This is a genomic window from Brevundimonas sp. Bb-A, from assembly GCF_009394735.1.
Taxonomy (GTDB): Bacteria; Pseudomonadota; Alphaproteobacteria; order Caulobacterales; family Caulobacteraceae; genus Brevundimonas; species Brevundimonas aurantiaca.
This window is the reverse complement of sequence record NZ_CP045456.1, coordinates 709,312-723,634: the sequence shown is the minus strand read 5'-3', so window position 1 is coordinate 723,634 and position 14,323 is coordinate 709,312. Positions and strand designations below refer to the sequence as shown.

General features: G+C 68.2%; 12 protein-coding genes. All 12 read right to left on the bottom strand.

Features of this window, described 5'->3' with window-relative positions:
- Positions 1–52 precede the first annotated feature (52 nt).
- Positions 53–850: a tryptophan 2,3-dioxygenase gene (locus BSP_RS03540; RefSeq protein WP_054764490.1), complete on the bottom strand. Its 798-nt coding sequence runs from the start codon at positions 848–850 to the stop codon at positions 53–55.
- Positions 851–890: 40 nt separating this feature from the next.
- A complete protein-coding gene (locus BSP_RS03535) occupies positions 891–1,421 on the bottom strand; it encodes a CHAP domain-containing protein (RefSeq protein ID WP_054764489.1) in 531 nt (176 codons plus the stop codon).
- 48 nt (positions 1,422–1,469) lie between these two features.
- Complete coding sequence (locus BSP_RS03530) at positions 1,470–2,621, bottom strand: acyltransferase (protein ID WP_152949319.1); 1,152 nt, start codon at positions 2,619–2,621, stop codon at positions 1,470–1,472.
- 82 nt (positions 2,622–2,703) lie between these two features.
- Entirely contained in the window at positions 2,704–4,182 is a 1,479-nt protein-coding gene (locus BSP_RS03525) for a carotenoid oxygenase family protein (RefSeq protein ID WP_152949318.1), read from the bottom strand.
- A 41-nt stretch (positions 4,183–4,223) separates the two neighbouring features.
- Positions 4,224–4,640 (bottom strand): DUF2141 domain-containing protein, encoded by a 417-nt coding sequence (locus BSP_RS03520; RefSeq protein ID WP_224761152.1) that lies wholly within the window; start codon positions 4,638–4,640, stop codon positions 4,224–4,226.
- A gap of 231 nt (positions 4,641–4,871) precedes the next feature.
- Entirely contained in the window at positions 4,872–7,898 is a 3,027-nt protein-coding gene (gene infB / locus BSP_RS03515) for a translation initiation factor IF-2 (RefSeq protein WP_054764485.1), read from the bottom strand.
- A 106-nt stretch (positions 7,899–8,004) separates the two neighbouring features.
- Positions 8,005–8,679, bottom strand: a complete 675-nt coding sequence (locus tag BSP_RS03510; RefSeq protein ID WP_152949316.1) for an RNA-binding protein — start codon at positions 8,677–8,679, stop codon at positions 8,005–8,007.
- Between the two features lie 18 nt (positions 8,680–8,697).
- Positions 8,698–10,416, bottom strand: coding sequence for a transcription termination factor NusA (gene nusA, locus BSP_RS03505; RefSeq protein WP_054764483.1), 1,719 nt, complete (start codon positions 10,414–10,416; stop codon positions 8,698–8,700).
- Complete coding sequence (rimP, locus tag BSP_RS03500) at positions 10,416–11,015, bottom strand: ribosome maturation factor RimP (protein WP_054764482.1); 600 nt, start codon at positions 11,013–11,015, stop codon at positions 10,416–10,418. Before rimP ends, nusA begins: the two co-directional genes overlap by 1 nt.
- Positions 11,016–11,116: 101 nt before the next feature.
- Complete coding sequence (locus tag BSP_RS03495; protein WP_152949315.1) at positions 11,117–11,683, bottom strand: hypothetical protein; 567 nt, start codon at positions 11,681–11,683, stop codon at positions 11,117–11,119.
- Positions 11,684–11,751: 68 nt separating this feature from the next.
- Positions 11,752–12,258: a DUF1993 family protein gene (locus BSP_RS03490; protein WP_152949314.1), complete on the bottom strand. Its 507-nt coding sequence runs from the start codon at positions 12,256–12,258 to the stop codon at positions 11,752–11,754.
- A 75-nt stretch (positions 12,259–12,333) separates the two neighbouring features.
- A complete protein-coding gene (locus BSP_RS03485) occupies positions 12,334–14,286 on the bottom strand; it encodes a methyl-accepting chemotaxis protein (RefSeq protein ID WP_152949313.1) in 1,953 nt (650 codons plus the stop codon).
- Between the last annotated feature and the right edge of the window lie 37 nt (positions 14,287–14,323).

The following is a 14,323-nucleotide window of genomic DNA, read 5'->3' as shown; positions in this document are numbered from 1 at the left end:
CCGGACGCGGCGAAGGTTGCCGGATGCGGCGCCGCGCCCGATCAACAGGCCGTCAGAGGGCGGTCCGCAGCGACCACAGCTCAGGAAAGCACCGCTTGGTCAGGGTCGTGGCCAGATAGGCGGCCCCTTCCGTTCCGCCCGTCCCACGGCGCCGGCCGATGATGCGCTCGACCGTGACGACGTGCTTATGTCGCCAGGTCAGCAGGGCGTCGTCCAGGTCGACCAGCTTCTCGGCCAGCTGATACAGGGCCCACCAGCGCTCCGTGTCCCGATAGACCTCGAGCCAAGCCGCCTCTACCGCCTCGGACGGTTCATAGGGCTGGGTCACGTCGCGGTTCAGCACGGCCTGCGGCACCGGCAGGCCGGCCTTGGCCAACTGGGCCAGGGCGTCGTCATACAGACTGGGCGACGCGATCGCCGCCTCCAGCGCCGCATGGGCCTGGGGTCGGTCCACATGGAACTTCAGGAAGGCGGGGTCCTTCAGCCCCAGCATGGCCTCGAAGCGACGGAACTGGTCGCTCTGGAAACCGGAGGACGCGCCCAGCACGCCCCGGAACCGCAGATAGTCGGCCGGGGTCATGGTCGCCAGAATGTCCCAGCTCTGGGTCATCACCGCCTGGATGCGGCTGACCCGCGCCAGGCTCTTATAGGCGGGGACCAGGTCGCCGGCCCGCACCAGGGTCTGGGCCAGGGCCACTTCGTGCAGCATCTGCTTCAGCCACAACTCCTTGGTCTGGTGGATGACGACGAAGAGCATTTCGTCGTGCTGATCCGACAGCGGATGCTGGGTCGAAAGCAGATCGTCCAACGCCAGATAGCCGGCGTAGGTCATGTCGCGGGATTGGGTCATGCGCCGCTATCGCCCGCGGCCGGGAAAGGCGCAAGTCCGCCTATTGCTGACCCTGGCCCGACACATTGGCGGCCATCTGGCGGCCGGCGTCGAAGGCGTCGCGCGCGCCCTTATAGATGAAGCCGTAGGTCGGATAGACGGTCGTGCCCAGGCCGTTGATCGGATTGTACCAGACCTTGACCTGGGACCAGTCGTTGGCGGGCGAGACGTCCACGACGGTGACGTTTTCCTCGACCTTGCCGCGGCTGCCGCCCCAGTTGGCGTGGGTCACGCGCACCACCCGGTCGGTCAGAATGTCGGAAACGACGGCGACATGGCCGCGGCTCATCCGGCCTTCCGGGCGGAAGACCAGGACCGAACCGGTCTCGGGCGCCTTGCCCGTGCGGAACTTCTCGGCGGCCTGACGCCACCAGGTCCAGGCGTCGCCGAAGATGTTGATGCCCGAGAACATGCGGGCGAAGGTCACGCACTGCCAGTACGGCTCGTCAGCCTTTGCATTGGAGGGAACTGCGCCCAGTGCAAAAAAACCGAGGGTCGCCGCAACCGCGGCGGCTTTGAGCCGTTTTGTCATGCTGAGGCCGTATCCCGACTGCCGATGGTGTTTTTAGAACACAGGCTCTCAGGATTCGACAACCGTTTTCGACATACCGCCGTCAGGCGACGGACGGTCTTCTGTAGCGCTTGACACGGATTTCGGCCGCTCGGCCAACCCCCTCAAAGCCTGTCGCGCCGGGCGTTCGACCAGGTGATAGGAGACCGCCGCCACGACGGGCAAAAGGGCCAGAATCGCCAGCCACACGAAAATTTGAAGTTGCTTGTCAGCGGCGCCCGTCAGCTTCGCCGCCAGGCCGACGGCCAGCAGATTCCACGGCACGCAGACCATATAGACCGAATAGCTGATCTCACCCAGATAGACGGCCGGGCGCGAGGCCAGCCAGCCGGCGCTTGCATTGGGAAGGACAGCCAGGGCGAGGATCAGAGCGCCGGCGCACAGGACAGTGATCCCATCCCACAGCCCCAGGGCCGCACTGCCCATCATCAGGACGAAGGCGATCGCCGCGCCTGCCCCCGCCGCCGGGGCGGACAGCTGCGCCCCGGCCTTGCGATAGACCAGATAGAGGGCGCACCCCAGGGCGAAACAGGGGACGATCCGAAGCGCGCCCCAGCGAATGGTGGCCTCCGTCAGGGGAAAGCCCGCCGTCTGTTCGAACACGAAATAGAGCACCGTCAAAAAGGCCGCCGCCCCAACCACGGCCGCGACCGGCTTGTCGCGCAGACGCCAGAAGACGAAGGCGAACAGGGGAAAGCACAGATAGGCGAACCATTCCGCCGAGATCGACCAGGACGGATGGTTCCAACCGGCCACCGGCGCCAAGCCCCAGGCGTGGAGCATCAGCAGATTGGCGGGAAGCGACGACCAGGACAGGACGTTGGCGTCCACGCTCATTCCCGCGATCAGAGCCGCCGCCGCCAGCCCTCCGACCCCGATCAGGGTGGCGAGATGCAGCGGATAGACCCTGGCGATCCGCGCCCACAGGAAGCCGCGATAGGAAAACCGCTTCTCGCCCGCCGCCTGAAGATAGACGTGGCTCAGAATGAAGCCGGACAGGACGAAGAACAGTTCAACGCCCAGATAGCCTTTGGCGACCACGGCCGTCTGCGGCGCCCCGGCCAGATTGGGCCAGAAGGTGTAGACGGCGACCCACAGGGCTGCGGCGAACCGCAGGGCGGTCAGGGGACGAAGGTCGGCAGGCGTCTGAACCGGGGTCATGGTCTCACCTTGGCACGTCAGGCTTTGCGAACCATGAAGGGCGCAAGAACGGCGCCTGCCGCCTTTTGGCCCGGCCGGGGCACTAACCGACCCATGCCCCGTGGAAGCCGGCGGGCAGGGCGAAGTCCGCAGCCCAGCTGACCACCGGACCCTCCTCGATCCGGGCGGCGTCGAACACATGCAGTTCGGTGCGACCGGCGTCCAGATTGACGGAGGGTCCGATCAGCCAGGCGTCCCGCTCGGCCGTCGCGCCGGGCTTGGGCGCGAACAGCACCTCTTCGACGACCTGATGGCGGCCGAAGGTGAAGCCTTCGGATCGACCCGTCTCCCAGTCCTGCAAGGCCAGGCCGGTGGGCAGAGGCCGACCGCGCGTTTCTCCGCCCGTATGGACGGTCAGGCGGCGCCTCAGCCCCCGACGGCGCGGATCGCTTTGGGGAAACTCCCCGACCGCGTTGGAGCGCGTCATTTCGGCCCGCCCGTCAGGTCGAAGGGTGATCAAGGCCAGGGTCGCCGGATCCCCTGGAACTGTGCCCTGCCCCTCCACCAGCACCCTCGCCCCATCGACGGCGAAGCGCGGATCCTCGCCGGCGGCGACGTCGAAGCGAATGGTCCCGTCCGCCTCCGCCCAGGCGTCGCCCAGGTGGAAGTGGAAGAAGCCGGGCAGTTCATAGATCCTCCGCCGGCTCAGATCGTCCTTGTCCAGCACCATGACCTGGGTTCCCGCCTCAGGCCGCCAGACCAGGCCGTTGATGATCGGCGTCGCCTGGGTCTCGAACAGCCAGGGCTGCATCACCAGGATCAGATGCCGGTCCGTCGCCGTGAAATCGTGCATATAGCTGGCGCGCGGCAGACGCAGGACCTCCGCCTGATTCAGTCCCCCGTCGGGATTTAGCCGCCAGATCACCGCCCGATCGCCTGCCGCGCCGACGTTCCAGATCGAGCCGTCCGGTCCCCGACGCGGGTGGGCCTGGAAGGGCATGCCCTTCAGATCGCTCCGCAGGGTGACGAACGCCTGAGTGGACAGGTCGGCGGCGTCCATGGCCAGGGGCGACCCGCCCTCCCACAGGGCCCAGATCCGATCGCCCGCGGGCATGACCCCTGTATTGGCGGCGTTGGCGTCGTCATTGGAGCCGACGCGCGCGCGGGCGTCGCCGCGCGTGCCGAAGCCGGGAGTGACCACGGCGTCCAGCTCCGTCTCGGTTCGGCGCTTGGGCGTATCGGCGAAACGGGCCTCCAGCGTGGCCTGACCGTCCTGAATCCGAAAGGCCCGCATCAGTCCGTCCCCGTCGAACCAGTGGGTCACCGATCCGCCCGGCCGACGGAAGCGCCCCGGCCCATTGCGATAAAGAACGCCCTCCAGACCCGCCGGCGCGCGGCCGTGGATCAGGCGCAGGGCGTGACGGGGCGCGTCGGCGGCGACGTCGCGCGTCGCCAGGGCCCAGTCGGCCTTCAGCTCGGCGACGGCGTTCAGGGCGGCGGCCGCGCGCGTCATTTCGGGTGTGGCCACGGCGGCGGACAGGGCGGCGGCGCCCATCAGAAAGGCGCGTCGGGAGTGGATCATGATCAGGCTCCTGAATTTGAAACGGAGGAGGGCGGCGGGATCTACTTCAGGGTAATCGTCTGTTCGACCGACCCGGCCGCCGGGAAGCGGGCGCGGTCCCAGGAGGCCGGGCCCATATTGCCGACCGCATTGTTGGAGAAGGCGAAGGGCTCGGTCGGCATGCCGAAGGGATTGGTGTTCATCCGCCCGTCGGCGTTCAGATCGTGGAAGGCGCGCACCGCATAATCGCCGTCGGGCAGATCGTCGAAGGTGATGCGGGTCTCGCCTGCTGCGGCGTCCAGCTGGGCCGCCTTGACCGGTCGGCCCGCCTGATAGGCCTCGGCGCTGTCGAAGACGGCGACCATGATCCGGCCTTCTGCGGCCGCGTCCGGAAAGACGACGGTCAGGTCGGCGGCGAAGGCGGGCGCGGCGGCGAGAGCGGCGACGGCGGCGGAAAGGATGAGGGCGGAGAACTTCACGGCGGCGATCCTGTTGGGTGAGAACCGACGGCCGGCTCTCGATGACCGGACCGTGCCGCCCGTCCGCAGCCGCCGCCAGCGGACTTGCGGCGCTGGACAGTCCGTTTTCGCCAGTGACCGTGCGCCGCCGCCGGCGAAGCGTGAACGCCCGTGTCGGATCCGCCGCGCAAAGAAAAAGGCCCGGAACCTGGGTTCCGGGCCTGTCTCTCTGTGCGCCTGCGAACGCCGGACCTAGTCCAGGGTGCGCTTGATCTCTTCGACCGTGAAGCACTCGATGTAGTCGCCTTCCTTGATGTCCTGGAAGCCCTGGAACTGCATGCCGCACTCCTGGCCCGAGGGCACCTCGTTGACCTCGTCCTTGAAGCGTTTGAGCGTGTTGAGCACGCCCAGCTCCAGCACCACCACGTCGTCGCGGATGATGCGGACGCGGGCGCCCTTGCGCACGACGCCTTCGGTGACGCGGCAGCCGGCGATCTTGCCGACCTTGGAGATGTCGAAGACCTGAAGCACCTGGGCGTTGCCCAGGAAGGTTTCGCGTTGCAGCGGCGCCAGCATGCCCGAGAGCACGCCTTTCATGTCGTCCAAGAGGTCGTAGATGATCGAATAGTAGCGGATCTCGACCCCCTCGCGGTCGGCCAGATCGCGCGCCTGTTTCGAGGCCCGGACGTTGAAGCCGAGGATCGGCGCGCCGGCCGACTTGGCCAGGTTGACGTCGCTCTCGGTGATGCCGCCTGCGCCGGAATAGACGATGCGGGCGCGGACCTCGTCGTTGCCCATCTTCTCCAGCGAGGCGGCGATGGCTTCGCCCGAACCCTGGACGTCGGCCTTGATGACCACCGGCAGCTCGTTGATCTTCTTGGAGCCGAGCTTGGCCATCATGTCGACCAGCGAGACCGAGCCGCCCGAAACCTGGGCCTTTTCGCGCTTCACCCGCTGACGATATTCGGTCAGCTCGCGGGCGCGGGCTTCGGAATCCACCACGGCGAAGACGTCGCCCGGCGACGGCGCCTCGTCCAGACCCAGGATCTCGACCGGGACGGAGGGGCCGGCGTCGGTCAGCTGTTCGTTGCGCTCGTTCAGCAGGGCGCGAACCTTGCCCCAGGCGCCGCCGGCCACGACGATGTCGCCGCGCTTCAGCGTGCCGCGCTTGACCAGGACGGTGCCGACGGGGCCGCGGCCCTTGTCCAGCTTGGCCTCGATGACCACGCCCTCGGCCGATCGGTCGGGGTTGGCGCGCAGGTCCATGACCTCGGCCTGGACCAGGATGGCTTCCAAGAGGCCGTCCAGGTTCATCCGCTCCTTGGCGGAGACCTCGATGATCTGGGTGTCGCCGCCCAGGCTCTCGGCGATCACTTCGTACTGCAGCAGCTCGTTGACGACCTTCTGCGAGGTGGCGCCGGGCTTGTCCATCTTGTTGACGGCGACGATCAGCGGCGCCTCGGCCGCCTTGGCGTGCTGGATCGCCTCGATCGTCTGGGGCATGACGCCGTCGTCGGCGGCCACGACCAGAACCACGATATCGGTCACATTGGCGCCGCGCGCCCGCATGGCCGAAAAGGCGGCGTGGCCCGGGGTGTCAAGGAAGGTGACCTTCTGGCCGTCTTCCAGACGCACCTGATAGGCGCCGATATGCTGGGTGATGCCGCCGGCTTCGCCGCCCGCCACATCGGTGGTGCGCAGCGCGTCCAGCAGCGAGGTCTTGCCGTGGTCGACGTGGCCCATGATGGCCACGACCGGGGCGCGGACTTCGGAGGCATCGGCGTCGTCCGCCTCGCCCAGGAAGCCGGTTTCCACGTCGGACTCGGACACACGCTTGACGGCCATGCCGAATTCCTCGGCCACCAGTTCGGCGGTGTCGGAATCGATCACGTCGTTGATCTTCATCATCATGCCCTGCTTCATCAGGAACTTGATAATGTCGACGCCCCGCACGGCCATCCGGTTGGACAGCTCCTGCACGGTGATGACGTCGGGGATGACCACTTCACGCGGACGGTTCGGCGTATCGGTGGAGCCGCCCTTGCGCTTTTCCTTCTCGCGTTCGCGGGCGCGGCGGACCGAGGCCAGCGAGCGCATCCGCTCGGCGGCGTCGCCGTCGCCGACCACGGACTGGATGGTCATCCGGCCTTCGCGGCGCTTGGGTTCGCCGCGGGTGCGGCTGACCGCCTTGCCGGCGTCGGAGAAACGCTTCTCACGATCGTCGTCGCGACCCACGGGACGGCCGAAGCCGGCGCCGGGCGCGCGGCTGGGGCGCGCCACTTCAGGGGTGGCGGGCGGGGCGTTCGGGGCCGCACGGCCGCCGGGGCCGGTGCGCGGACCGCCGGGACGGGCGGCGCCGGGAGCCGGGCGGGGGTTCAGGGCCGAATAGCGGACCGGCTCGGCCGGCTTGGCGCCCTGGGGACGCTGGCCGCCGGGGCCGGGGCGGCCGCCCTGGGGACGGTCGCCTTGCGGACGCTCGGACGACTGGGGACGATCTGAATAGGACCGGTCGCCGCCGCCCATGGCCTGTTCGCGGGCCGAACGGCCGCCGAAGGCGGGGCGTTCCGGCGCCGCACGCTGCGGATTGCCGGGCTTGGGCGCGCGTTGGCCGAAGTTGACGGTCGGACGCGCCGGGGCGGCGGGACGGGCAGGCGCCGGCGTCGGAGCGACCGGCGCCGGGGCGGGCGCGGACGCAGCCGGCGTCGGAGCTGGGGTCGGCTTGGGCGCAGTCTTGACCGGCTGAGGCGCGGCGGCGGCCAATTTGGCGGCCTCGGCGCGGGCGGCCTCGGCTGCGGCCTTGGCGGCGGCGGCCTCTTCGCGCGCGGCCTGGGCGGCGCGTTCATTGGCGGCGGCGCGCTCACGCTCGGCGGCTTCGCGCGCGGCCTTTTCAGCGGCGGCGGCGCGTTCGCGTTCGGCGTTGGCCTGGGTCGCCAGGGCGATGGCGCGGCGACGGGCCTCCTGCTCCTCAGGCGACAGACCCCCGCCGGCGGGCTGGGCCGGGCGCTGGCCCTGCGGACGCGGCGCCTGTCCCGCCTGCTGCGGGCGAGCGACATCGAAGCCTTGCGGGCGTTGCGGCCCGCCGGCGCCGGGGCGTCGCTTGGTCTCGACCACCACCGTCTTGGATCGGCCATGGCTGAAGCTCTGCTTCACGGTGCCGGTCGAAACCGATCCCGCGGCGCGCGGCTTCAGGCTCAGCGGCGCCCGCGGCCCCGTCTGGGACGGCGTTCCGCCGGTGTTCGAACCCTGGCCTTGGTTGGTCTTGTCGTTTTCGTCGCTCATCCGGTCGCTTTACTTGGGGCGGAAAAGCCCGCCGTCGTCTCAATACCCATAAACGGCCGTGAGCCCGTCTCCGCCCCTGGAGACAGGCCCTCGGCCGCCAAAATCCTCAGCTCGCCCCACCGTGATCAAAATCAGTCGGGGGTGCGCCCGCCGGTCCGTCCTCGACACCGGAAATCTCCCAGTGAGGGGGGCGAAGCGGCCGAAATCCAGCCAGTCGTTCGACCTCTAGGGTCCACCGATCGGCGCGTCCGCCCGCAAGCAGGACGGCGTGTATCGCATTTTCCAGCCCAAGGGCCAAACTCAAATCGTCCGCCGTAAAGGCGCCGCAGACCTTGGCGGTCTGATGGCGGGCCAATGCGAGGATTTTGCCACGGCCGTCGATGGCCCCGTCAGAGGCCTCGATCACCCAGGCGGCCTTGCCGGACCGCAGGGCCGCAGCGGACTTTTCGAAGCCTGAGATAAGCACGCCTTCGCGCCGGGCAAGACCCAGCTGGTCCAAACAACGCCGGACCAGCAGCCGCTCGACCAGATCCGCCAGATCGGCCGGCGCGGTCAGCTTCGTCTTTGCGGCGCGCGTGAAGCCGTTCTTCTTGACCGCCGCCTCGACCGAGGCGCGGCGGGCTTCGACCCACAGGCCGCGACCGGGCAGTTTGCGCCCCAGGTCGGGAACCACCTGACCTTCAGGCCCGGCGACGAAACGGATCAGACGAGATTCGTCCATGACCTGGTGGCTGACCAGGTCCCGGCGTTCCCTATCGATCGTCGCGTCGCGCAAGCTCATGAAGGGCCAGGTCTCCCATCACGTGTTCGACGGTTCGGCGTCGTCGGACGCCTGGCCTTCGCCACCGGCCTCGCCGAACACCTGGTCGGGATCGTACTCGCCCTCGGCGTAGTCGCCCTCGTCCTCATACTCCGGCTCGGGCTGCGGCAGTTCCGAGGCGTCGATCCAGCCGGCGGCCACACGGGCCTGTAGGATCAGCAGTTCGGCCTCTTCCTGGGCCAGGTTGAAGCTTTCCAGAACGCCCGGGACCTTGACCCGTTCGCCGTTCTTCACCTCGTAGCCGCCGCGAATTTCGTCGGTCGCCAGATCGGCCAGATCCTCGACGGTCTTGACCCCGCCTTCGCCCAAGGCGACCGCCATGGCGAGCGTCACGCCCGGCACGTCCAGAACCGCGTCCTCAACGCCGAGTTCAGTGCGCTTGGCGTCCAGTTCGGCGGCCTTCTTGTCCAGATATTCGCGGGCGCGGGTCTGAAGCTCCTCGGCCGTCTCCTCGTCGAAGCCCTCGATTTCCGAGACCTCGTAGGGGTCGACATAGGCCAGGTCTTCCACCGTGGCGAAGCCTTCGGTGACCAGCAGCTGGGCGATGACCTCGTCCACGTCCAGGGCTTCCTGGAACAGGGCGGTGCGCTCGCCGAACTCGCGCTGGCGACGCTCGGAGTCCTGGCTCTCGGTGATGATGTCGATCTGCCAGCCGGTCAGCTGGCTGGCCAGGCGCACGTTCTGGCCGCGACGGCCGATGGCCAGCGACAGCTGTTCGTCGGGCACGACCACTTCCACCCGGCCGGCTTCTTCGTCGAGCACGACCTTGGAGACTTCGGCCGGGGCCAGGGCGTTGACGATGAAGGTGGGCTCGTCCGGGTTCCACTGGATGATGTCGATCTTCTCGCCCTGCAGTTCGGCGACGACCGCCTGAACGCGCGAGCCGCGCATGCCGACGCAGGCGCCCACGGGGTCGATCGAGCTGTCGTTCGACAGGACGGCCATCTTGGCGCGCGAGCCCGAGTCACGGGCGGCGGCGCGGATCTCGATCACCCCGTCATAGACTTCCGGCACTTCCTGGGCGAACAGCTTGGCCATGAAGCCCGGGTGGGCGCGCGACAGCATGACCTGCGGGCCCTTGGCCTCGGGCCGGACGTCGTAGATGTAGGTGCGGATCCGGTCGCCGATGTTGAACACTTCGCGCGGGATGGACTGGTCGCGGCGCATGACGCCCTCGCCCCGGCCCAGGTCGACGATGGTGTTGCCGTATTCGACGCGCTTGACCGTGCCGTTGACGATCTCGCCGACGCGGTCCTTGAACTCTTCGTACTGGTTGGCGCGTTCAGCCTCGCGGACCTTTCCGGTCACGACCTGGCGGGCCATCTGGGTCTGGACGCGGCCGAACTCGAACGGCGGCAGCTGTTCGACATATTCCTTGCCGACCTCGGCCTCGGGGTCGCGCTTCAGGGCGTCGCGCAGACGCACCATGGCGCTGTCGTTGAACTCCTCCAGCTCGTCTTCCGGCTGCCAGTCGTCCTCGACGATGGTGACGTGACGGGTCAGGGACAGTTCGCCGGTCTTGTGGTCGATCTTGGCGCGGATGTCGTGATGGGCGCCGTAGCGCGACTTGGCGCCCTTCTGGATCGCCTCCTCAATCGCCTCGATGACGATTTCGCGGTCGATGTTCTTCTCGCGGGCCACGGCCTCGGCGATCTGCAGCAGTTCGAGGCGGTTGGCGGAAATACCGGTGACGGCCATCAGGCTTTGTCCTCAGAAGGGGTCGTGGTGTCGGTGTCAGCGTCGTCGGCTTCCCCTTCGGGCAGGCCGTCGTCTTCAGGTTCGCCGCGAGCGGCGCGGATGGCGGCGCCCCGCTTCATCAGGGCGTCGGTCAGGACCAGTTTCGCATCGCTCAACCAGTCGAAGGGGATCAGGGCGGTGTCCTCCTCGCCCTCCAGGTCGATCAGGACATTGCCGTCCTCGAACCCGGCCAGCACGCCCTTGAAGCGTTTGCGGCCCTCGATCATCCGGTCCGTCTCCAGCCGCGCCTCCTCGCCCTCGAACAGGTCGAAGTCGATGGGACGGGTCAGGGGCCGGTCGATGCCGGGGGAGGAGACCTCCAGCAGATATTCGCCACTGATCGGATCGGCGGCGTCGAACACCTCCGACACGGCCCGGCTCAGCTTGGCGCATTGCTCCACCGAGATGTCGTGGTCGGACGGGCGTTCGGCCATGATCTGCAGGCGCTGGCGCTTGGAGCCGCTCATCAGACGAACGCGCACGACCTCGAGCCCGAGCGACTCCGCGATCGGGTCGATCAGCTCCAGCAGTTGGCGGTCCTGGGCGGTCTTTGCGCGCAAGCGGCGAATATCCAAAACAAAAGCGGCGGTCCGTCCGGGCCGCCGCTTTGAACGACGCCGTTGGACGCCGGTCTAACGATGTGGAGCGCCATATAGGCCTTTCACATTCGCTTGTCAGCCCCAATCGGCGCCCCCCGACCGCGACAGAGGCGGAAATAGAGGGCGCCGGCCAGAAACCCGCCCGTCAATATGCCGGCCACGCTGGCCGCCAGCATCATGTCGAGGGCGCCGAAAACGCCCTCGGCGCCGGGCGTGAGCCCGGCCCGAAACATCCAAGGCGCCATCAGAAATCCCGCAGTCGGTGCGAAAGAGCGGCAGATCAGCGAAGCGACGACATAGACGCTCGCGCTTGCACTTCCGGCCAGGCCCCAGGCCCACCAGGCTCGCGCTTGCAGGCTCCGCTCCGCGAGCCAGCATCCGACGCCGCCGAACAGGAGGGCGGGGATGAGGCCCCACAGGGTCACAAGAATGAACAGGGCGATGAGGCTGACGACGCCCGAGAAGATTGCGTCGATCGACACGCCGCCGCCTTCGACGCCTCCGGTGAGCGCCTGCGGAATGGAGGCCAGCAAAACACAGGCGAAAAAGGCGATCAGGGAAAGACCCGGCGCGTAGAGGACGCAGGCCGCCAGGTGATGGATGTTTGGTCCGGGACTGCTTCGCTTCATTTCGCATTCCCCGGCGCTCGACACAGCCGACCGAAGAATGCCGTGCTCACCTCAGATTGCAACCTTCCCTACTCGATCAAAGTAAGTCGCCCCAGATAATCCGTCTTGCCCAACGGCACGCCCGCCTTGCGCAGGATGGCGTAGGCGGTCGTGACGTGGAAATGGAAGTTGGGCAGGACGAAACTGGTCAGATAGCCCAGGCCGTCGAAATTCAGTTCGCGGCTGGGCGTCTTCAGGCTGATCGGTCGGGTCTCGGCGTCGGCGAAGGCGGCGGGGTCCACGCCCTCGATGAAGGCCAGGGTCCGCGCGATCCGATCCTTCAGTTCGGCGAAGGTCGTCTCCGTATCGGCCATGGACGGATTGTCGACGCCGGCCAGCCGCGCCACGGCGCCCTTGGCCGTGTCCGAGGCCAGCTGCACCTGGGCGGCCAGGGGGCGCATGTCGTCGTGCAGCCGGGCCTGGATCAGGATGGTTTCGTCGAAGCCCTCCGCCAGGGCCTTGTCCAGGAAACCGGACAGATTGGTGAGGCCGCGCGCCAGAACGGGCGTGGCGAAGTCGTAGATCGAGAGGGTCATTCAAGGGCTCCGGTGAAGACGGCCTAAGCTGGGCGGTTCATCGCCGCCGCGCCAGACCGTCCTCGACGAAGCCGCCTAGAATTCCTCCCAGCCGTCTTCGGCGGGAGCGGCCTGTTGGGCGGGCGCGGCGCCGCCGCGGCCCAGGGTCTTGAGAGCCTGGACCATGCGATGGGCCGGCTTGGCCGGTGCGGAAGACGCAGGCGCGGGCGCAGGGGCGCGGGCGGGGGCGGCGGCGACCTGGGCCGCTGAGCCGACCTTGAACCGGGCCACCGAGGCCTGGAGCGACTGGGCCTCCTGGGCCAGAGAGTGGCTGGCGGCGGTCGACTGTTCGACCATGGCCGCATTCTGCTGGGTGACCTGGTCCATCTGGTTGACGGCGGTGTTGACCTCGGCCAGGCCGATCGCCTGTTCCTGGGCCGAGGCCGCGATTTCCGACACCAGTCCGTCGATCTCGGCCACACGGTCCACGATCCGCTGCAGGGCCTCGCCGGTCTGGCCGACCAGTTTCACCCCCGAACCGACCTGGGTGCTGGAGGTCGAGATCAGGGTCTTGATCTCCTTGGCGGCTTCCGCCGAGCGCTGGGCCAGGGCCCGGACCTCGGAGGCCACGACGGCGAAACCGCGACCGGCCTCGCCCGCCCGGGCCGCCTCGACCCCGGCGTTCAGGGCCAGGAGGTTGGTCTGGAAGGCGATTTCGTCGATGACGCCGATGATCTGGCTGATCTGGTCCGACGAGCCCTCTATGGCCTGCATGGCCTGGACGGCGTCGCGAACGATGACGCCCGAGGTCTCGGCGTCGCCCTTGGCGGCCTGGACCACGTCCGAGGCCTGGCGCGCGCCTGACGCCGTCTTGTTCACCGTGGCGGTGATCTCGTCCAGAGCCGCCGCCGTCTCCTCCAGCCCCGCAGCCTGCTGTTCGGTGCGGCGCGACAGGTCGTCGGCCGCCTGGCTGATCTCGCCGGCGCCGGCGCGGATGCCGGCGATATTGCCCACCACCACCGACAGGGCCTGCTGGAGCTGAGCGATGGCGGCGTTGAAGTCCGTCTTCAGCTGCGCCGCCTTGGGCGCGAATTCGGTCTCGATCCGATAGGTCAGGTCGCCGTCCGCCATGGCCGCCAGACCCCGGCCCAAGGCCTCGATCGTCACCCGGTCGGCCTCGGCCTCCGCCGCCTTCTCGGCCTCGCGGGCGGCCCGCTCCTGCTCGCTCATCGAGCGTTGCGAAAGCGCCTCCGCCGCCAGACGCGCCTTCTCAATGGCGGCGTCGCGGAAGGTCGCGAGCGCCAAGGCCATCTTGCCGATCTCGTCGCCGCGCGCGACGCCCGGAATCTCGGAGGCCGTATCTCCCTCCGCCAGGCCGCGCATCCGCCGCTCGAGCGCCACCACGGGCCCCGACACCGACCGGCCGATGAACCAGCCCGCCGCCCCGACCGCCAGCAACACCAGCAGGGCCATGGAGCCCAGGGCCAGGGCCGACTTGCCCACGGCCGCCGCGATCTGGTCGGTATAGACGCCTGAACCGATCACCCAGCCCCAGGGCGCAAAGCCCTTCACATAGGAGATCTTCGGCGAGGCCCCGTCCTGGTTCGGCTTGGCCCACTGGTAGTGGACGAAGCCCTCGCCGTCCTTCTGCACCACGGCGACGAATTCCTTGAACATCAGCACGCCGTCAGCGTCCTTGTTCTCGCTCAGATCCTTGCCGTTCAGCGCCGGCTTCATCGGGTGCATCACCATGGTGGGATGCATGTCGTTGATCCAGAAATAGTCGTCCTGGCCGTACCGCATGGCCCCGACCGCCGCCTTGGCCGCCGTCTGGGCCTGATCCCGGCTCATCCGTCCGGCCGCCTCCTCGCCCTGGTAATAGGCGACCACGCTGTGGGCGATCTCGACGGACTTTTTAGTGCGGTCGGCGATGTCGTCACGCATGACCGCATCCAGCCGGAAAAGGGCCAAGGCCGTCACCACCAAAAGGCCCACCACCGTCACAAGCGCCAGCAGATTAATCCGCCCGCCGATCGTCAAAGCCTTCATGGTTGTTTCCCTAAGCATCGGACCATGCCTAAAGAAC